Raw genomic sequence first — 17890 nt, 5'->3', positions numbered from 1 at the left:
AGGTAAAATATCGGCATTTTTAAATATAAGGGAATTTTCTTCCGTTAATACACCGTGAGAAGGCTTATACGGCAGAAATAAGGGAAGAAAATTCCGTTAACTGCTCTAAAATAGGTCAAAATCAACTATTTGGATGAAATAAAGGAAAAATGTTCCTTTATTTCGGATAAAATATGGGCATTTTTAAGTATAAGGGAATTTTCTTCCGTTAATACACATTGTAGAAGGTTAAAAGGCTGATATAAGGGAACATTTTTCCTTTAACTGCCCGAGATAAATCCATGCATTCGGATAAAATAAGCAAAAACATTCCCTTCCCGCCAAATATGGGCCTTTCTCAATTTAAGGGAAGTTTCCTCCATTATTTCAATCACTTAAAATCAAATAATAATTCACACTCATTCTAGCAATCTTCCAATTATCTAATAGTGCATCTATCGCTTGCTGATGTTTGCAAATTTGCAACAACAAACCAATCCATTGAAATAAAAAAATGGAGTAAGAAAATCATCACGATTTCCTACCCCATTTGTATACTTAAACTCTGCCCCTTAAAGGAGACTTACTATGCTACGACTTGTTTGTCTTTAATTCCATGAATTTGGCTCAAAATTAACGCACCAATCATTTGAATAATTGTTTTTACGATAAACTGCCCTAAAATTGCAGCTGGTACTGCTTCCCAAGGTAAGAACCCTGCGCCAAGTGGACTTAATCCGATAATAACGAAAATAACTGAATCTAGTAATCCTCCAACAATTCCGCTACAAAATACACGCCAAGCAAAAGATAATTTTAAGCGTGAATAAATTTCAGTATCCGTCGTTTCTGCAACTAAAAACGAAATAGCTGATGCGGCCACAATCATTAATGTATCGCCAAGTAAGTATGAAACGATAGCAGATAAAATTAACGCAGTAAAGATAAACACATACGTTTTCCCACGACCATATTTATTTTGCACTAGATCTCGGAAGATGAAGGTTGCCCCAACAAAAAGTGTCCCCATTGGAACGATAAACGCACCAAATTGTATCGGCGCAAAGGCAGCCGTTACCACATTGGCAATGACGATTGATAATAAATAGAATAAGATTCTCATGATATTGCTCCTTTACTAAATCTTAATATCCTCTTAATGCCGACTATACCCCTCTTTTATTTCCCCATATAAGGGTATGGAGCTGTGGCAGTACTTTCACATCTTTTAATTCTTCATCTGCCATGACCTGATCAATCAACGCTTCGTACCTCGCCAATAATTTACTGACGAGTTGACTATTGTCAGTTGTCGCGATGTCATCATTACCTATCTGAAGATAAAAAGGAATTGTCGGGTATCGAAGGTGAACCTGCTTTGCATAATTGTAATCCTCTTCATTAAAAACAACGATTTTAAGAGAGATATGCTGATGACTATTTCGTTTTTTTAGTTTTTCTAGGATGTCGGTAAGTACTGAATAATTGGTCTTCATACCAGAACTCGGGGGCTTTGGGGAAATCGTAAGTTCATCAATTTCATACAGCCACTCTTGCCACTTGCTTCCCTGGGTCTCTACTCCAATTTGAATTCCATTTTCTTTTAAGATGGCAACGAGCGCATCTAAATTTCGAAGAAGTACAGGGTTTCCGCCAGATATCGTAACAAAGGAAAACCCATCGCCACCCAGGCGCTTTAACTCAGCCCAAATCTCTTCAGCTGTCATTTGGGTAATCAGATTCTTTCCACTGCCATCCCATGTAAATGCTGAATCACACCAAGAGCAAGAATAATCACAGCCTGCAGTCCGCACGAACATTGTTTTCTGTCCCACGACCATTCCTTCACCTTGAATAGTCGGTCCAAAAATCTCCATCACGGGAATCTTACTCAACATCCATCCACTCCCGTCTTACTTCCGCATAACTTGTTGGCGTTTCATAAAGGCGAACGAATTCTACCCGCGCACCTTTATATTGCTGCTTCTCACGCAATGCATCGACCAATTTTTCATAAATCCAAACAACGATGTTTTCAGCTGTTGTATTCATAAGTGGAAGTGTTTCGTTTAGATAACGATGATCTAGATAAACTTCGATTTTTTCTTTCCATATTTCTTTTATATCGCCAAAATCAATTACTAAGCCACGTTCTTCTGTATAGCCACTAATACCTAAGACTGCACGATACGTATGACCATGTAAGTTTTTACATTTCCCTTCATAGTTGTGTAAGTGATGGGCCGCATCAAAGGTAAATTCCTTGCTAACTAGTACACGTTTTGAATGATACTTTAATTGGTCTTGTTGAATATCCACATCTATTTTTTGGAGCCTGTCAACAATTCTAAATTCAGACATGTCTTAGTCCTCCTTTTTAACGCTTAAATACTCATCAAGTCCTCTTTTACGAAGTTTACAAGCCGGGCATTCCCCACAACCGTCAGCAATAACTCCGTTGTAGCAAGTAAGTGTTTTTTCGCGAACAAACTCAAATGCTTGTAATTGATCTGCAAGTTCCCATGTTTCCGCCTTATTCAGCCACATTAACGGGGTATGAATGACAAATGAATCATCCATAGACAAATTCAACGTAACGTTTAGTGATTTAATAAAAATATCTCGGCAATCGGGATATCCACTAAAATCCGTTTCACAAACACCTGTCACAATATGTTTTGCTCCCACCTGACTAGCGAGCACACCAGCAAACGAAAGGAAGAGCAGATTACGACCAGGAACGAACGTCGACGGTAACTCGCCCTCATCCCCTTCTTCTACTTTAATGTCATCTCGTGTTAAGGCATTTGGTGCAAGTTGGTTCAGTAGGGACATATCAAGTATGTGATGCTTCACACCAAGCTCCTCGGCAATCTCCTTTGCACATTCAATTTCAAGGGCATGGCGTTGGCCATAGTTAAATGTTACTGCCTCTACTTCTGCAAATCGTTCTTTTGCCCAAAACAAGCAAGTCGTACTATCCTGCCCTCCACTAAACACAACAACAGCTTTTTCCTGTTTCAATTACAAAACTCCCTTTTAACGAAAAAAACAGCATCCTAAGAGGAAATGCTGTTTCTCCTTAGTTTTTTATAGAGGGTATCCGCTAAGAACCTCTTCCTTCTTAAAACGCTTCCCTTTGGAAGTTAAACCAACCACATCAGGAAACGGCAAATATTAAAAAGGGTATATTCAATTGTTATCGATTATCGATTTTCTCTGGATTTAAATCATGATTCATTAAACGATAGTTGGCAATTTCTTCGTATTTCGTTCCTGGTTTACCGTAGTTGCACCAAGGGTCAATGGAAATGCCGCCACGTGGAGTGAATTTCCCCCAAACCTCGATATAGCGAGGATCTAGTAACTTAATTAAATCATTCATAATAATATTCACACAGTCTTCGTGGAAATCTCCATGATTACGGAAGCTGAATAAATACAGCTTTAATGATTTACTTTCAACGATTTTTTTATCTGGAATATATGAAATATACATCGTCGCAAAATCTGGTTGATGTGTTAATGGACATAAACTCGTAAACTCTGGACAATTGAATTTTACGAAATAATCACGATTCGAATGTAAGTTATCAACCGCCTCTAGTACCTCAGGGGCATAGTCAAATGAATATTTAGTATTTTGATTTCCTAATAATGTTAAGTCTTTTAAACCTTCTTCATGGTTTCTTCCAGACATAAAAAAACCTCCTTGACAATGTTTCCCAACACTTTTCAAAAAAGAGGCTCTTACATTCTATAAAACTACATAAAAACATAAAAAGCCACGTCCGTTATGGACATGGCTGAATCGTCATGTTTCCATAGTTTTTTATAGAGGGTTGATCGCTATGAACCTCTCCCGTTTCAAAGCCGGGCATTTAATTGAATTCCATATACATATTAGTGGAATTGGATAGAAACGTCAATGGATTTTTGTTTTTTCATTAAATCTTAATTTCACCCGGAGACCGTAAAAAGGTAATCAAAGAAGTTAAATTAACCCCGTTAGCCCTCCATAAACTAAAGCTAGACCAATTACGATTGCCGGGTGTACTTTCCACTTTTCTAACATGAGCAAACTAACAATCATAATGATAATCGTTTGGAGACTTCCAAGTAAAAGCCTAGATTCCATGAAAAATTGTAAAGTCATTGCGCCAATTAACACCGCAATAACCGGCTTCACAACTTTAGAGATATTTTTGACTTGAGGAGATTCTTTATATTTCATAAGTATGGCCATTAAAGCAAGCATTAAGATTAATGATGGAGCAATCGTTGCAAATAATGCAATAGCCGAACCTAATATTCCACCTTCTGTAAACCCAATATAACCTGCCATTTTTGTAGCAATTGGGCCAGGGAGAGAATTCCCTAGTGCAAGTACCTCACTAAATTCTTTGGTAGTCAACCATCCATAGCGGTCGACGACTTCTTTTTCAATCAAAGGAATGGTTGCAGGTCCACCCCCATATCCTAAAATACCCGGAATGAAAAAGGCCAGGAATATTTGCCAATAAATCATTTACTCACCGCCCTTTTTCTTGAAAGGCACAAAAACAGCTGCAATCAACACCGCGATTAAGATTCCGGGATGTAGGCCTAGTACTTCTAACAAAATAATAGATGCAACGATGAGTAATATCGCTTTTAGCCAACCCATAGAATCCTTGGATTGCTTAATAAAACTCCAGGTTAACACTGCCAACATAACGGCAACGACTGGAACAACCGCATTGGACATGCTTTGCACCCAAGGAATATCTTTATAGGTTTGTAATACCGTTAGCATCATAATCATCAAAATGACTGTTGGGATTACCGAGGCGATCATCGCACTCAGGCAACCCATGATTCCTCCAACACGATAGCCAATATACCCTGCTAGTTTAGTAGCAATAGGTCCTGGCATTGTATTTGCTAAAGCAATGGTGTCACCAAAGTCTTCAAGTGTCATCCACTTAAAACGTCCAACTACTTCTTTTTCGACTAAAGGAATGGCAGAAGGTCCACCACCAAAACCAAGCATCCCTATGCGAAAGAATGCCATAAAGATGTCTCTCATTTTTGCATCCTTCACTTGATCCATTTCTTCAGCTTTTATGCCTTTCCGCTTTTCCTTGTCCATCGGTTTTTCTATCACCACGCTGCCACCATACCATCCGTTCTTGACTCTGTTCCCCCTGCGAGAACTCCTGTTTCTGGGTTTCTCCAAATGATTTGACCACGTCCAAAGCTGCCTCTGTTCGCCATCACTTCAATCTCATGTCCCTTTCTTTCTAGAGCTTGAACTAAGTAGTTTGGGAATTCCGATTCAACACGTATTTTCTTTCCACCAACCCATTGCCATCTTGGCATATCCAACGTTGCTTGTGGATTTAGTAGGTAATCAATCGTATTCGTTACGACTTGGAAGTGCCCCTGTGGTTGCATATAGGCTCCCATGACACCGAACGGACCAACCGCTTCCCCATCTTTTGTTAAAAATCCTGGGATAATTGTGTGATATGAACGCTTCTTAGGTTTCAAGTAATTTGGATGGTTTTCATTTAAAGAAAAATCAGCCCCACGATTTTGCAGAGCAATCCCTGTTCCTGGAATGACAATACCAGATCCGAATCCCATATAGTTACTTTGAATATAAGACACCATATTTCCTTCATGATCGGCAGTAGCTAAGTAAACCGTACCAGACTTAGTTAGTTCAACAGGTTTAGGATCAATTGCCGTCGCCTGAACTTCCTTTGCCCGCATTGATGCATACTCTTTTGATATTAAATTTTCTACACTCATTGGCATTTCAGAAGGCTCTGTTATAAATGCCTTGCCATCAGTAAATGCGATTTTCATTGACTCAATTTGTTGATGAATCGTTTCAGCAGATTGCCACTTCGGTGCATCCAGTTGTTCGAAAATATTTAATGCCATCAGAGCAACCAATCCTTGGCCGTTTGGAGGAATTTCCCACACATCATAACCTCGGTAATTTGTAGAAATTGGTTTTACCCATTCTGGCTGATAAGATGAAAGATCAGCTTTTCTTAAATAGCCTCCATGTTCCACCATAAAGTCCTCAATCTTTTGAGCCAACTCTCCTTCATAGAAGGCCTTAGCATCTGTTTCACCAATTTTTCTTAATGTATCTGCATGGCCCTTTGAACTCCATATTTCCCCGATTTCTGGAGATCTTCCATTTGGACAAAATGTTTCAAACCATGATTCAAACTCTTTCCCCTCATGGCTTTTATATTTTTCATAAGCTTTCTTCCAATTCTCACCTAATATTGGCGTTAAAGGATAGCCTTCCTCTGCGTAACGAATAGCAGGTTCCAATGTTTCTAATAAGGATAGTTTCCCAAACCTTTTGGACAGTGCAGCCCAAGCAGCAGGTACCCCTGGAACAGTAACCGGGACAACACCTAGTTCTGGCATTCGATCATGCCCGAGTTTTTTCAGCTCTTCTGCAGTTAATAATTCTGGGGAAGGCCCAGAAGCATTGAGTCCGTATAATTCCCCTTTTATCCAAACAATTGCAAAGGCATCTCCGCCAATTCCGTTAGAGGTTGGTTCCACCACTGTTAATGCGGCTGCAGTAGCAATTGCAGCATCTATGGCATTACCTCCTTTTTTTAATATTTCAAGCCCAACTTGAGCCGCTAGTGGTTGCGAAGTTGCAACCATCCCATTCTTTGCAAAAACCGTATGTCGTTTTGATGGAAACGGATGATGTAAATAATCCATTTATTATTCACTCCTCTTTTGAATTGTTGTTTTGTATTTTCGCTTCGAACTATTAAACTATACTCTTTCATAGTTTCCTATAATTCAAAATTTTACAAATAATATGATGTAAAGTAAAATTAATTATATTTAATATGATGATTAAAAAAACTTAACATTGAGAGGTAGTTATGGATCACAAATTAGAAATCTTCGTCACAACTGCAGAACAAAAAAGCTTTACAAGAGCTGCTCAATTGCTCCATATCACTCCATCCGCTGTAAGTCTTAGTATTAAGAATTTAGAAAAAAAATTAGAAACGACACTATTTGACCGAAACAATAAATATGTTCAATTAACAACAGCAGGCCAGCTTGTTTACACTCAAGCAAAAGAAATACTGCTGAAATATGACCAAATCAAATATTTACTGGCTGAATTGGAGCCTTCAACTAATACTTCACTTTCGATTGGAGCTGCTTACACATTCGGAGAGTATTTTCTCCCTAGCATTATTTATGCTTTTAGTAAACGATATCCAAGTATCATCCCTGAGATCACGATACAAAATTCTAAAGCAATCGTAGAACAAATTCATAATCAGGAATTAGATATTGCATTTATTGTACAGTCGGAAGTTGGCGACTTAGATACCGAGATTTTCCCCTTTTACGAAGATGATTTGGTTATGATTACAAGGCCAGACCATCCCATTTTGAAAAGCAATAAAGTGGATAGAACGATGTTAGAAGCAGAAACGTGGATTATTCGGGAAGTGGGTTCAGGAACAAGAGAAATGACAGACCGGTTCTTTTCACAACTAGGGATTTCTCCAAAAAGAATCATGAGCTTCGGAAGCTCCCAAACAATTAAAGAATCTGTTGCGCTCGGGTTAGGAATCTCTTATCTATCAGAATCAATTGTCAAAAGTGAAATTCATGCTGGGACACTGGGAGCTATCAATTTAATGGATTTTGAAAATAAAAATAGTTTCCACTACATCATAAACCGTTCTCAAATCCATTCAAAACCCGTAATGATATTTAAAGAGTTTTTAAACACATATACGTTTTCAGAAAGAACGACTATCTCATTAAAGAAAAGAGTTAAAGAGTAAGGTCACAGGGTAATTCCCCACTAAACCCCAATTATGTAGTCTGTTGTAGAGCTTTGATACGAGCAAACTAAGGACTCCTTTTCCCCTTTAAGTTGAAATACTCATTTAAATTTATTAATTTTACTCCAACGAAAAGGATCTTTCAGACAATAAAATGCCCCTTAAAGTAACAGATTTTCATTTCTAATCTGTCTTCTTTAGGGGGCAAATCATATAAATTAACACTTTTACAACCGTTAAATTATTGGTAATAATTGTAATTCTATGAATTGTGTTTTACTTAAACAAAATATCCACTAATTCATTGATACCTAAGTAAGCAAACATTGCCAAACATGCCACTAATACAATATTCGGTAGCGCTTTATTACGTAATGGCTGACTAACTCTCTTAGAATTTAATAAGATTAATAGAGAAATTGCTAGGAATGGCATGAATAATGAGCCAAGTGCACCATAGATAATAACTAGTTCTACCGGTTTACCAAAGTAGAATAAAATCATTGGTGGGAATGTTAACCAAGCTAAATAGAAACGATATGATTTATCTGTTTCTTGTACTATTCTACGTGGCTCATCTTTCTTTTGGCGCATTGTTTGTACAAAGTCTGCAAATAGGTATGGAACCCCATTCCAAACACCTAATAAGGAAGAAAATGCTGCCGACCAAAAGGCAATTAAGAATACCCATTTCATCGGAGTACCAAATTCTTGACCTAATAATGCCGCTAAATCAATAAGTCCTTGATCTCCTCGTAAGTTAACCCCAGTACCGAATAAGAATTGAGCACCGATGATTAAACCTGCAATTGTAAAGATACAAGTTAAAATATAAGCTACTTTTATATCAATACGCATTGTCGAAACCCATTTTGGGCCTGTCCATTTCTTTTCAGCTAACCAGTAACCGTAGGAAGCCATTGTAATTGTTCCACCTACTCCACCAATTAACCCCATCATTAACATAAATGAACCATCAGGAACTCGTGGAACGAAGCCACCCATAAATTCTCCAATGCTTGGTAAGAATAAAAATGCTGTCCCGATAATGGTAACAAACATTACACCAATTAATACGGTCATTACTTTTTCGAATAATTGGTACTTACCAAACCAAACAAGTAAAAATCCTGCAACACCATGAACGATTGCCCATGCCCACACCGGCATAATCGGGAACATTGCATACATACCCATTGCGGATGTGGATGCGGCAGTTGCTCCATAAACAAAGCCCCAAATGATCGAATATACCCCAAAATAGCCAGTAGCCCATTTACCAAGCTGTTGCCACCCTTGTACCATTGTACGCTCTGAGGCTAAATGCCATCTGCCAACTCCTTCATTTAAGAAGTACTTTAGTATCGAACCCACGATAATTGCCCATATAAATGTCATCCCAAATTGTGTACCGATTACAATTGATGTAATTAAGTCCGCAGTACCTACACCAGTTGCTGCTACTACAATCCCCGGTCCAACCATTTTAAGTTTTTCAGCCATTGTTGATGGCGGTGTTAATAAATTGGGCGTTGCATCTAAAGTTGTTGCTGCTACTTGATCCTTTGTATGCGTTTCCATTTGACCCCTCCCTTAATGTACGCATTACGTACAAACGTACGAAATACGTTTTTTTCATAATATAAAGATACCAATAACGTTGTCGAATAACAAGACTTTTCTAAAAATTCCACCAATTTTTAGTACTAATCAGCCATTTTTTCACATTTCCAAAGATAATTAAATCCCTGTACTATAATAGATTTAGAGGGTCTATCCCCTTTGATAGATTTCATTAATAAATGTTTTTCAGAAACTTCTCATCCCTTTCTTCTTCTCAATTGATCCTTTGACTAAATTGGGTCTTGGCCTATATAAAAAACGCAAGACTGTTGATTTAACAACATCCTTGCGTTTTTCATTTTGTAGTATTTTCACTTCACCTAGGGTTTTCGTGTAATATTAACGAAACGTTACAATATTCTCAATAAGCTTTGCTACTTCTTGAAGCTTCGGCAAAAATTCTTCTTGTAATTGCTCTTTTGAAACACGTCCAGCATGGACAGAACAATTAATGGCTGCAATGACTTCTCCGTTAGGTTTACGAATCGGTACGGCAACCGATCGAACACCGTTTTCTAACTGTTGATCTACTCCTCCCCATCCTTTTTCTCTGATGCCCAGTAACACTTCATATAATTTTTGTTTATCCACAATTGTGTTTTCATTAAATTTTTGAAGCTCTATATTATTTAAACGTTCTTTTAATTCATCATCAGGTAAATGAGCAAGTAATACTTGGCCCATAGAAGTTGAAAATGCTGGTAAACGAGATCCTACTTCTAAATTGGTGGACATGATTCTTTTTTTTGAAACCCTCGCAACATACGTAATCATATCGCCATCTAAAACAGAAATTGAGCTTGACTCCCCGGTTACTTCAACTAAGGATTCCATAAACGGCTGTGCCATTTGCCATGTGGATACTTGAGAAGAAAGGAATACGGCACTTAGTTCAATCATTTTTGCCGTCAATGAATAGGCCCCATGAACAGATTTAACATACCCTAAATGTTCTAATGTTAATAAAATCCTTCGCACTGTTGGTCGACTTAAATCAGTCAATTGTGCAATTTCACTTGTTGTTAGGGATTGTCTTTCCACACTAAACGTTCTTAAAATTTGGAACATCCGATCAATGGATTGAACATAGTCTTTACTTTCTTTGAAATTTTCTGAATTTATGTTTGACATCAATAAACTTCTCCCCGTAAGATACTAGTGTACACATAATGTACATTTGTACACATAGCGTACAATATTACTATTGATTATGCAATCAAATTAATTTAAAAACACAAAATAGATTTAACTAAGGGTAGGGATTTTATATGTCAAAAATCAAAAAGACAACAGAGGATGCGCTATCACCAATTAAAGATGGCGATCAAGTGCTTGTAGGTGGCTTTGGATTAATTGGTGCCCCACTAACTCTAATTGATGGGCTAACAAATAAAGACGTTAAAGATTTATCTATTGTTTCTAACAATTTAGGCGAATCAGGAAAAGGACTTGGCTTACTACTAAATCAACATAAAATTAAACACGCGATTGGTTCTTATTTTACAAGTAACAGAGATGTTGGGGAATTCTATCACCGTGGGGAGATCCAGCTAACTTTACTTCCACAAGGTACTTTATCCGAGGCATTGCGTGCAGGTGGCGCAGGAATAGGTGGCTTTTATACAAAAACAGCTGCAGGTACTCAATTAGCAGAAGGAAAAGAGCAACGTGAAATCGATGGCGAACTATACGTTCTTGAAAAACCTATTCGTGGTCAAGTTGCCCTCATTCGTGCACATAAAGCAGATACGCTCGGCAATTTAGTGTATTACAAAACAGCACGCAATTTTAATCCATTAATGGCCATGGCTGCAGATTATGTCATTGCTGAAGTAGATGAGATTGTAGAACCTGGTGAACTTGACCCCGAAGCAATCGTTACATCCCATTTATTTGTAGACGCCATTATTGAAGCACAGCAAGTACTAACTAAAGAAGGAGTGGTCAGCAGATGACTCTAGTATTATCAAAAGAACAAGTCCAACATTCGATTGCAGCACGTGTTGCAAAAGAAATTGAAGCATCAAGCATTGTGAATCTCGGGATTGGTATTCCAACTTTAGTTGCACAGTATGTAGAAGATTCATCAATTGCCCTACATACAGAAAATGGTTTACTTGGCGTTACAGACGTAAACGAAGAAGATATTGATCCTAACCTAGTGAACGCCGGAAAATTACCAGTTGGTGAAGCGATCGGTGCTTCATTTTTTGACAGTGCTGCGTCATTTGCAATGATTCGTGGTGGTCATGTCGATTATGCTATTTTAGGTGCCCTACAAGTCGATGAAACAGGTGTTATTGCCAATTGGGCTGTTCCTGGTAAAAACATTATCGGTGTTGGTGGCGCAATGGATTTATTAGTTGGGGCTAAGAAAGTAATTGTTACAATGAGCCATACGTCAAAAGATGGTTCAAGTAAACTATTAAAAAAATGTACTTACCCAATCACATCGATCCGACAAGTCGATATGATCGTTACCGAATTGGCAGTATTTAAAGTAATCAATGGAACATTATATTTAATTGAGCTAATGAATGGCGCCACTTTAGAAGAGGTACAACAAAAAACAGAAGCTAGTTTTATCGTGCAATTATAAGAGGAGGAAGATTACATGAAGAATGTTGTCATAGTAGATGCAGTTCGTCTTGCGATTGGTAAGCTAGGCGGTACATTAATCAATGAGCAAGCAGACCATCTTGCAGCTACCGTATTAGAGGCATTAATTGAACGAACAGGAATCGAAAAAGAAGCGGTAGATGAAATCATTTTAGGCCAAGCGAAACAAAGTGCGGACCTTTCCAATGTAGCTCGTGTAGCTTCTTTACGTGCCGACTTTCCGTTCCATATCCCCTCTTATACGGTACATCGTCAATGTGGGTCTGGACTACAAGCCATTAATAATGCAGTACAGCAGATACAAGCAGGCCTCGGTGACGTAATTATTGCGGGTGGTACAGAATCAATGAGTACAGCACCCTATTATGTAAATGGTATGCGATTCGGTGTTGGTGCCGGTAATGTTCAATTTAAAGATCCGAATGTTGCGAGTCAAGCAGGTTCACAGCCCTATGAACAGTATGGTGATATTACGATGGGCTGGACTGCAGAAAATCTAGTAGAAAAATACGAGATTTCTAGACAAGCACAAGATGAATTTGCACATGCCTCACAAGAAAAATGCGCAAATGCAATTGAAAAGGGATATTTTAAAGAACAGATCATTCCTTATACCGTAAAACAAAAAAAATCTGAAATCAATTTTGAACAAGATGAACATCCTCGTCTTTCTGCAGTTGAAACATTAGCAAAACTTAAGCCTGTCTTTAAAGAAGGTGGTACGGTTACTGCTGGAAATAGTAGTGGCCGAAATGACGGTGCGGCAGCGGTATTAGTAATGAGCGAAGAAAAGGCTCTAGCTTTAGGCCTTACTCCGGCAGTCCGTGTTATTAGTCAAGCAGCATCTGGATGTGACCCAACGTTGATGGGATTAGGCCCTGTTTTAGCTACAAGAAAAGCACTAGCTCAAGCCAATCTAACAGTTGAAGACTTAGATATTATTGAACTAAATGAAGCATTTGCTGCTCAAAGTATTGCATGTATTCAGGAACTCGGATTAGATGTTGATAAAGTAAATCCTAACGGAGGCGCAATTGCCCTTGGTCATCCAATTGGTGCAACGGGAGCCATTTTAATGACAAAACTTATCCATGAATTGAAACGAACAAATAAACGTTATGGCTTAGTCACACTATGTATTGCAGGTGGGTTAGGTATTTCAACGATTGTTGAGAATATGGATTACGTGCAATCTTAAAAACCGCTAATAAATTTGCATATCTTTAAAGTCGATCTTGTATCACCATTTGTGTGGTCGATCGGCTTTTTCTATTCCCTTTTTTGCCTGGTTTATTAGAAAAAGGACTAAAGAGTTACCTCTTTAGCCCCAACAATTCAATGATTTGAACAGCTTGTCATTATTCAACTAATTCCATGCAGTTCGTTCACTTACAGGCTTTCTGGAATCACGTGCAGAATTGTTCACCTGCTCTGAATTTTGATTCACATCAAACTCATCACCAAATTCAACATCATTGTTGTTGGAGTGACGAAGGCGTTGACCTTGATATCTTTCAACTCCATAAACATTTCCATAATAATTGGAACTAGGTTTGTTCACGTCGAATTTTGACATCAGTGCCATCCTCCTCATTGATTTGTAATGAAGAGAATCGAAAGAGTATTTTTCATTACCCTTTCGATCATCTTCATATATAGTTTGCACAAATATCACCGTTTTATTTTAAAATTTTTCACTTCAAATAAAAAAGGACTAAAAGGTTTACCCTTTTAGTCCCAACCTCTCAATGTTTTGGACAGCTATTCTTTTATTCGATCACTTCAGATTATTTCTTACGTCCGCCCTCTTTGTGAGGTTTAAACGTTTTACAGCAAGTGTCTGTTGAGTCATTTGCATGTTCTGAAATCATATCGAATTCAAAATCTGAAGCAAACTCTGTAGCTTTGTTTTTGGAGTGGTAATCCATATCTACTTGAATTTTTTCAGCTCCACATAAATTTCCTTCTTTATGGAAAAAACAGTTCGATACAGCACAGTTTACTTCTACATTTGGCATAGCCATCCTCCTCATCGATTGTCTTGAAAAATACAGAAAAGGCACATGGTTTCTTCTGAATTCTTCAACGATATTGTGCCCAATATAGAGTAAATTATTTTGCTTCTTATAACTTTCTTTTTTAATTACATACTAATTCATGAGATAAAAACTTTATGCAATTGTATTTTCGGTCTATTATTTGATCACAAAAATACAGACCAAATTTTAAATAAGTAAACAATAAATAAAAGAAAGATAATTATTTTTTTTACATCATCTTAGCTATGTTTTACAATTCAGCTCATTGAAGTAGTGCAAATCTTCCTCTTGTTTTTTCTATAAAATAAAACCTTCTACCCTTCAAAATACGAACGTATGTGCTATAATCTAAGTTATAATCGTCTAGGTAGCTCAAGGGTGGTATGCTCACTCCCGTTTTTACGGACCCGAGGACAAGTTGCGAGTCATGTCGTGTTGTCCGATTTTGAAAGGGGGTGATGCTTTGTCAGTGTATCAGACATTAATGTTTACTGTTTCCTTTGCAGCGTTAATTGTGTCGATTCTATCTTTTAGCCAAAAAAAATAACCCATCCTTGAGTTGGCGCTCTGATGGGTTGATCCTATTCATTTGCGATCCCCTTGATGGGACCTACGATTATATTAGGCTGCTTGATGGTGCAACATCAAGTAGTCACCTTTTAAATTACTCTTATATGAATCTTATTATACATGATTGTTTAACTTTTTTACAAGAAGGCTCCCAAGCTCCTCTTTCAAGTGGGATTCATCATTCATCGAGCAATCTTTTCAGTTTTTTATCAATATCGTATATTTTTCTGATAAGGACGTCCATTTCGTTTTCTTCTTCCTCATCGGCGCGAAGCTTAGCAAGCAGCGCCTGATCTTTAAAAAGGTTAAATATCGGGTTACTTGGTGTATATTCAGAAAGATGGAAAATTGAAATAAGAATATCCTTTAAAGAAGACTTTAGTTTCACTGCACCTAAAATTGTATTCTCGTAGAAAATTGTTTGTTCATCTTTCAGTTCAATAGGAAGATTCGTCCCTTCTTCAGCAAGGACCACAACAGGTTTGGAGGTGGCGTGTCTAAGTGCAAGTTTGTACATTACAAAAGGGTCTAACCCCGTCAAATTCACAATACAAAGGGCATCTTCTATAATTCTTGTAATTATATTTGCACTAATGGTCTTCTTTTCAATCATTCTATGGGTTACATCAATATTCCGCTTTTGAAACCCAATTTCAACTAAAGTTGGTTCAATGACACTGATCATAAGACCTTCTAAGGACTCTCTTAGTTTTTTATTGCTTGGTGTAATAATTAAACATTTTTGTTCTAATTCTGCCATCACTTCCCCCCCTTTCCCTGCTTCTAATTAAGGAGATTAACTTGTGGCCTTGCCTAAACAAAAATCCTTTTCATACTTTTATTCTTAAAACAATATAATTTTTTTATTGAGGTAATATGAATAATATCCTCTTAATTTTTAAATTTTCAAGTAATATAGTGCCTTTAACGCAGATTAGAACCATATTTACCCATTTCGCTTTATTAACCATCTCATCAATTATTAGCCAATCATTTTTCATCGTTTCCCCTACTCAACACATCATTAAGGTTTACTCATACACTATTTTCGCAAGTTTAAACATTTCTCGGGAAATATTTTCAAATTCCAGTAAGAAACAGTAAGTATTATGTCGTTGAACGCTCGAATACTGATGTTAAATGTCACTGACTGTATGATTCTGAATCTGAAAACTCTTTAAATAAATAAAATACATCACAAAATGTCGAGGAAGTTATTCACTGTAAACATAAAATACATACAAGCTGTAATCTTTACAACTTCTTAATACATATCGAGAAATAACAGGCCCTTCAAGAATTGAAAGTTGACTATTCAACTACAATTCTTTTAAATTGATTGATTTATTATAATACTTTTAAATTTGGGTTTACGCTAAACAACCCTTGTATTCAATCATACTTTCAATTAGTATTAAAAATGTTCGCTTTTTCATCTCACTAGCGACCATCATCAATTAATTAAACGTCTATTCATTTCAATGGAATGAGTAGACGTTTTTTATCCGCAGGAAATACTTTAATTGGACCAAGCTCAACAAAAGGAGGTGGCTTCTGTAGGGAATTGTTTTAGCTGGGGCATAACCTTTACCCTAAAGTAAATTTTTCGAACTAGATAGACTATAGTTTTCCTTCATCTTAAATTTTTAACCAGTTAATCGGAATATCCTTTAAAGGATACCGTATCCACCGACCTGTCCACATCAGTTAGTACAATTCTCGCTCCGATATTTATTTATCCACAAACAGTCTTGCTACTTCAGGTATTTATCTTTTTTTATCCACAGAAATATGAATTTCTTTCGGAATTATCAAAATTATTATCCACATATCCAAGATATACACATCTTCATCCACATCATCCACTTGGATCTCGATAGAAAACCCTAAAAATCATTGTATCTTCGTTTTTTTATCCACAATTAAAAACGTTTCAACTAGCAAAGCAAAAATCTTATCCACATTTTGCTTGATTAATTTTCTATCAACAAGCCCTGGTTTTGACATTCATAAATAGGAGTTAGACCAAAACAAAAACGCCATTTCCCTTTTAAGAAAATGACGTTTTAATTAAAGCTGATTTTCGATTCGAGGACACTTTCTCTGTTTGCCCTAATTCCCAAGTATACTATTGGGCTCAATAAACCCTACAATATATACTTTTGTCTCACCTAATTACTAACCCTCAAGTTTATTTTAAGTTTTCTAATTCTCTTCCTAACAATTTGGCAAGCTCTAGCATTCCGAATTGCTGCGCTAATTCTTCGGCGTCGGAGTTGTAGTTCGTGTTTGTGTTAACATCGTATGTATACACAGTGCCCTCTTCATCAACCACAAATTCAATGCCCGCCACATCTATGCCGTTTTCTTTAAGGAATTTTTGATATTTCTCAATCAATTCTGTATGAGGATTTTCGACAATTCTAAATTTCATTTGATCTTTTGGTTCTTCACCAACTGGGCAGAACAAATCTCCAATTTGACATGCATCTGCCGGACATAACTCAAAGCCTTCCGATGTATCAACTCGTACAGAATAAACATACTCACCACCAACAAACTCATTTCGCGTAATGGATTGGTCTGGTGATTTTATATATTGTTGTACAAGTGTGATGCCATCAACTGGTTCTTCAAAGTTCGGGCTATCTAAATGTTCTTGTAAAGCTTCTAGAGAATAGAATAATTGGACCCCTAACCCTTTTCCAGCACGATTATGTTTTGTGATGAAAGGAACGATATTTAATGCTTTTGCAGCTTCTACTATTTGTTCTTTTCCAACTGCTGCGACTGTTTTCGGAACGCGGATGCCATACTTCTCTAATTGCGTATATTGTTTCACTTTACTTAATTCAAGGCGAAGTGCATTGCTCCCATTTAATACACGCTTTCCGTGGAATTCCAACCAATCAATAACAGCACCTGTTAATTCGGGCGCATAACGGTGGTTACGTGTATGTGATGAAGCACTCATACGGTTATAAAATACGCCTTCTGGTGGAGCTTCGTTTAAGTTCACAATGCCTTGATCTAAATGCCATGTTTCATAAGGTAAATTTAACTCTTCTAATCTCTTTGTTAGATGTACTGTCCAATCATCATTTTCATGGATTACATAGATTTTTTTTGTCATTCTTGGAAGCTCCTCTATTTAAACTTTATCTTTAATTCTTTTCATAACTACAATTGGCTATTTAATAACCTACAAAACCACTTTAT

General features: G+C 37.1%; 18 protein-coding genes and 2 riboswitches. Of the genes, 4 read left to right on the top strand and 14 right to left on the bottom strand.

The features are described 5' to 3' along the window. Positions 1 to 565: 565 nt before the first annotated feature. The 8 genes from JOD29_RS18290 to ggt form a co-directional block, all read right to left on the bottom strand. Positions 566 to 1102: a VUT family protein gene (locus tag JOD29_RS18290; RefSeq protein WP_124766816.1), complete on the bottom strand. Its 537-nt coding sequence runs from the start codon at positions 1100 to 1102 to the stop codon at positions 566 to 568. A 43-nt stretch (positions 1103 to 1145) separates the two neighbouring features. Beyond that, positions 1146 to 1874, bottom strand: coding sequence for a 7-carboxy-7-deazaguanine synthase QueE (queE, locus tag JOD29_RS18285; RefSeq protein WP_124766819.1), 729 nt, complete (start codon positions 1872 to 1874; stop codon positions 1146 to 1148). Then, complete coding sequence (gene queD / locus JOD29_RS18280) at positions 1867 to 2340, bottom strand: 6-carboxytetrahydropterin synthase QueD (RefSeq protein ID WP_124766815.1); 474 nt, start codon at positions 2338 to 2340, stop codon at positions 1867 to 1869. The genes queE and queD overlap by 8 nt, the downstream gene beginning before the upstream one ends. Before the next feature lie 3 nt (positions 2341 to 2343). Next, positions 2344 to 3003: a 7-cyano-7-deazaguanine synthase QueC gene (queC, locus tag JOD29_RS18275; RefSeq protein WP_124766814.1), complete on the bottom strand. Its 660-nt coding sequence runs from the start codon at positions 3001 to 3003 to the stop codon at positions 2344 to 2346. Positions 3004 to 3055: 52 nt separating this feature from the next. Beyond that, positions 3056 to 3102: riboswitch (PreQ1 riboswitch) on the bottom strand. 76 nt (positions 3103 to 3178) lie between these two features. Further along, positions 3179 to 3679, bottom strand: a complete 501-nt coding sequence (gene queF / locus JOD29_RS18270) for a preQ(1) synthase (RefSeq protein ID WP_124766813.1) — start codon at positions 3677 to 3679, stop codon at positions 3179 to 3181. 118 nt (positions 3680 to 3797) lie between these two features. Next, positions 3798 to 3845: riboswitch (PreQ1 riboswitch) on the bottom strand. Between the two features lie 128 nt (positions 3846 to 3973). Further along, positions 3974 to 4507 (bottom strand): chromate transporter, encoded by a 534-nt coding sequence (locus tag JOD29_RS18265; protein ID WP_124766812.1) that lies wholly within the window; start codon positions 4505 to 4507, stop codon positions 3974 to 3976. Beyond that, entirely contained in the window at positions 4508 to 5071 is a 564-nt protein-coding gene (locus tag JOD29_RS18260) for a chromate transporter (protein WP_420844564.1), read from the bottom strand. A gap of 50 nt (positions 5072 to 5121) precedes the next feature. Continuing rightward, positions 5122 to 6723: a gamma-glutamyltransferase gene (ggt, locus tag JOD29_RS18255; protein WP_124766811.1), complete on the bottom strand. Its 1602-nt coding sequence runs from the start codon at positions 6721 to 6723 to the stop codon at positions 5122 to 5124. Positions 6724 to 6893: 170 nt separating this feature from the next. Here ggt and JOD29_RS18250 point away from each other — a divergent pair, with 170 nt between their 5' ends. After that, the gene (locus JOD29_RS18250) at positions 6894 to 7820 is read left to right on the top strand and encodes a LysR family transcriptional regulator (protein ID WP_124766810.1); all 927 of its coding nucleotides are present in this window, start codon (positions 6894 to 6896) and stop codon (positions 7818 to 7820) included. A gap of 276 nt (positions 7821 to 8096) precedes the next feature. On the opposite strand, the gene JOD29_RS18245 is transcribed toward JOD29_RS18250, so the two are convergent. Both JOD29_RS18245 and JOD29_RS18240 read right to left on the bottom strand, forming a co-directional pair. Next, on the bottom strand, positions 8097 to 9401 hold the full coding sequence (locus JOD29_RS18245; RefSeq protein WP_239585799.1) for an Nramp family divalent metal transporter: 1305 nt from the start codon (positions 9399 to 9401) through the stop codon (positions 8097 to 8099). 381 nt (positions 9402 to 9782) lie between these two features. Further along, positions 9783 to 10574 (bottom strand): IclR family transcriptional regulator domain-containing protein, encoded by a 792-nt coding sequence (locus JOD29_RS18240; RefSeq protein WP_124766809.1) that lies wholly within the window; start codon positions 10572 to 10574, stop codon positions 9783 to 9785. Positions 10575 to 10711: 137 nt separating this feature from the next. Between JOD29_RS18240 and JOD29_RS18235 the strand changes: the two genes are divergently transcribed. The 3 genes from JOD29_RS18235 to JOD29_RS18225 are packed head-to-tail and all read left to right on the top strand — an operon-like array spanning position 10712 to position 13260. Then, a complete protein-coding gene (locus JOD29_RS18235) occupies positions 10712 to 11398 on the top strand; it encodes a CoA transferase subunit A (RefSeq protein ID WP_124766808.1) in 687 nt (228 codons plus the stop codon). Next, on the top strand, positions 11395 to 12042 hold the full coding sequence (locus JOD29_RS18230) for a 3-oxoacid CoA-transferase subunit B (RefSeq protein WP_124766807.1): 648 nt from the start codon (positions 11395 to 11397) through the stop codon (positions 12040 to 12042). The genes JOD29_RS18235 and JOD29_RS18230 overlap by 4 nt, the downstream gene beginning before the upstream one ends. A 15-nt stretch (positions 12043 to 12057) precedes the next feature. Then, the gene (locus tag JOD29_RS18225; RefSeq protein WP_124766806.1) at positions 12058 to 13260 is read left to right on the top strand and encodes a thiolase family protein; all 1203 of its coding nucleotides are present in this window, start codon (positions 12058 to 12060) and stop codon (positions 13258 to 13260) included. Between the two features lie 168 nt (positions 13261 to 13428). On the opposite strand, the gene JOD29_RS18220 is transcribed toward JOD29_RS18225, so the two are convergent. The 4 genes from JOD29_RS18220 to JOD29_RS18205 all read right to left on the bottom strand — a co-directional run bounded on the left by JOD29_RS18220 (position 13429) and on the right by JOD29_RS18205 (position 17804). Continuing rightward, complete coding sequence (locus JOD29_RS18220; protein ID WP_124766805.1) at positions 13429 to 13638, bottom strand: hypothetical protein; 210 nt, start codon at positions 13636 to 13638, stop codon at positions 13429 to 13431. 211 nt (positions 13639 to 13849) lie between these two features. After that, positions 13850 to 14080: a DUF1540 domain-containing protein gene (locus JOD29_RS18215; protein WP_124766804.1), complete on the bottom strand. Its 231-nt coding sequence runs from the start codon at positions 14078 to 14080 to the stop codon at positions 13850 to 13852. A gap of 769 nt (positions 14081 to 14849) precedes the next feature. Then, positions 14850 to 15431, bottom strand: a complete 582-nt coding sequence (locus tag JOD29_RS18210) for a hypothetical protein (protein ID WP_124766803.1) — start codon at positions 15429 to 15431, stop codon at positions 14850 to 14852. A 1431-nt stretch (positions 15432 to 16862) separates the two neighbouring features. Continuing rightward, the gene (locus JOD29_RS18205; RefSeq protein ID WP_124766802.1) at positions 16863 to 17804 is read right to left on the bottom strand and encodes an ATP-grasp domain-containing protein; all 942 of its coding nucleotides are present in this window, start codon (positions 17802 to 17804) and stop codon (positions 16863 to 16865) included. Between the last annotated feature and the right edge of the window lie 86 nt (positions 17805 to 17890).

It is taken from the genome of Lysinibacillus composti, from assembly GCF_016908465.1.
Taxonomy (GTDB): Bacteria; Bacillota; Bacilli; order Bacillales_A; family Planococcaceae; genus Ureibacillus; species Ureibacillus composti_A.
This window is presented reverse-complemented; position numbering and strand designations above follow the sequence as displayed.

Excerpts from the sequence above, each read along its gene's own strand:
- JOD29_RS18205 (WP_124766802.1), bottom strand. The coding sequence starts at position 17,804 with ATGACAAAAAAAATCTATGTAATCCATGAAAATGATGATTGGACAGTA.
- JOD29_RS18235 (WP_124766808.1), top strand. The coding sequence starts at position 10,712 with ATGTCAAAAATCAAAAAGACAACAGAGGATGCGCTATCACCAATTAAA.
- JOD29_RS18250 (WP_124766810.1), top strand. The coding sequence starts at position 6,894 with ATGGATCACAAATTAGAAATCTTCGTCACAACTGCAGAACAAAAAAGC.
- JOD29_RS18220 (WP_124766805.1), bottom strand. The coding sequence starts at position 13,638 with ATGTCAAAATTCGACGTGAACAAACCTAGTTCCAATTATTATGGAAAT.
- JOD29_RS18215 (WP_124766804.1), bottom strand. The coding sequence starts at position 14,080 with ATGCCAAATGTAGAAGTAAACTGTGCTGTATCGAACTGTTTTTTCCAT.
- JOD29_RS18265 (WP_124766812.1), bottom strand. The coding sequence starts at position 4,507 with ATGATTTATTGGCAAATATTCCTGGCCTTTTTCATTCCGGGTATTTTA.
- JOD29_RS18245 (WP_239585799.1), bottom strand. The coding sequence starts at position 9,401 with ATGGAAACGCATACAAAGGATCAAGTAGCAGCAACAACTTTAGATGCA.
- JOD29_RS18225 (WP_124766806.1), top strand. The coding sequence starts at position 12,058 with ATGAAGAATGTTGTCATAGTAGATGCAGTTCGTCTTGCGATTGGTAAG.
- JOD29_RS18260 (WP_420844564.1), bottom strand. The coding sequence starts at position 5,071 with ATGGATCAAGTGAAGGATGCAAAAATGAGAGACATCTTTATGGCATTC.
- queD (WP_124766815.1), bottom strand. The coding sequence starts at position 2,340 with ATGTCTGAATTTAGAATTGTTGACAGGCTCCAAAAAATAGATGTGGAT.
- ggt (WP_124766811.1), bottom strand. The coding sequence starts at position 6,723 with ATGGATTATTTACATCATCCGTTTCCATCAAAACGACATACGGTTTTT.
- JOD29_RS18230 (WP_124766807.1), top strand. The coding sequence starts at position 11,395 with ATGACTCTAGTATTATCAAAAGAACAAGTCCAACATTCGATTGCAGCA.
- queF (WP_124766813.1), bottom strand. The coding sequence starts at position 3,679 with ATGTCTGGAAGAAACCATGAAGAAGGTTTAAAAGACTTAACATTATTA.
- JOD29_RS18240 (WP_124766809.1), bottom strand. The coding sequence starts at position 10,574 with ATGTCAAACATAAATTCAGAAAATTTCAAAGAAAGTAAAGACTATGTT.
- JOD29_RS18290 (WP_124766816.1), bottom strand. The coding sequence starts at position 1,102 with ATGAGAATCTTATTCTATTTATTATCAATCGTCATTGCCAATGTGGTA.
- JOD29_RS18210 (WP_124766803.1), bottom strand. The coding sequence starts at position 15,431 with ATGGCAGAATTAGAACAAAAATGTTTAATTATTACACCAAGCAATAAA.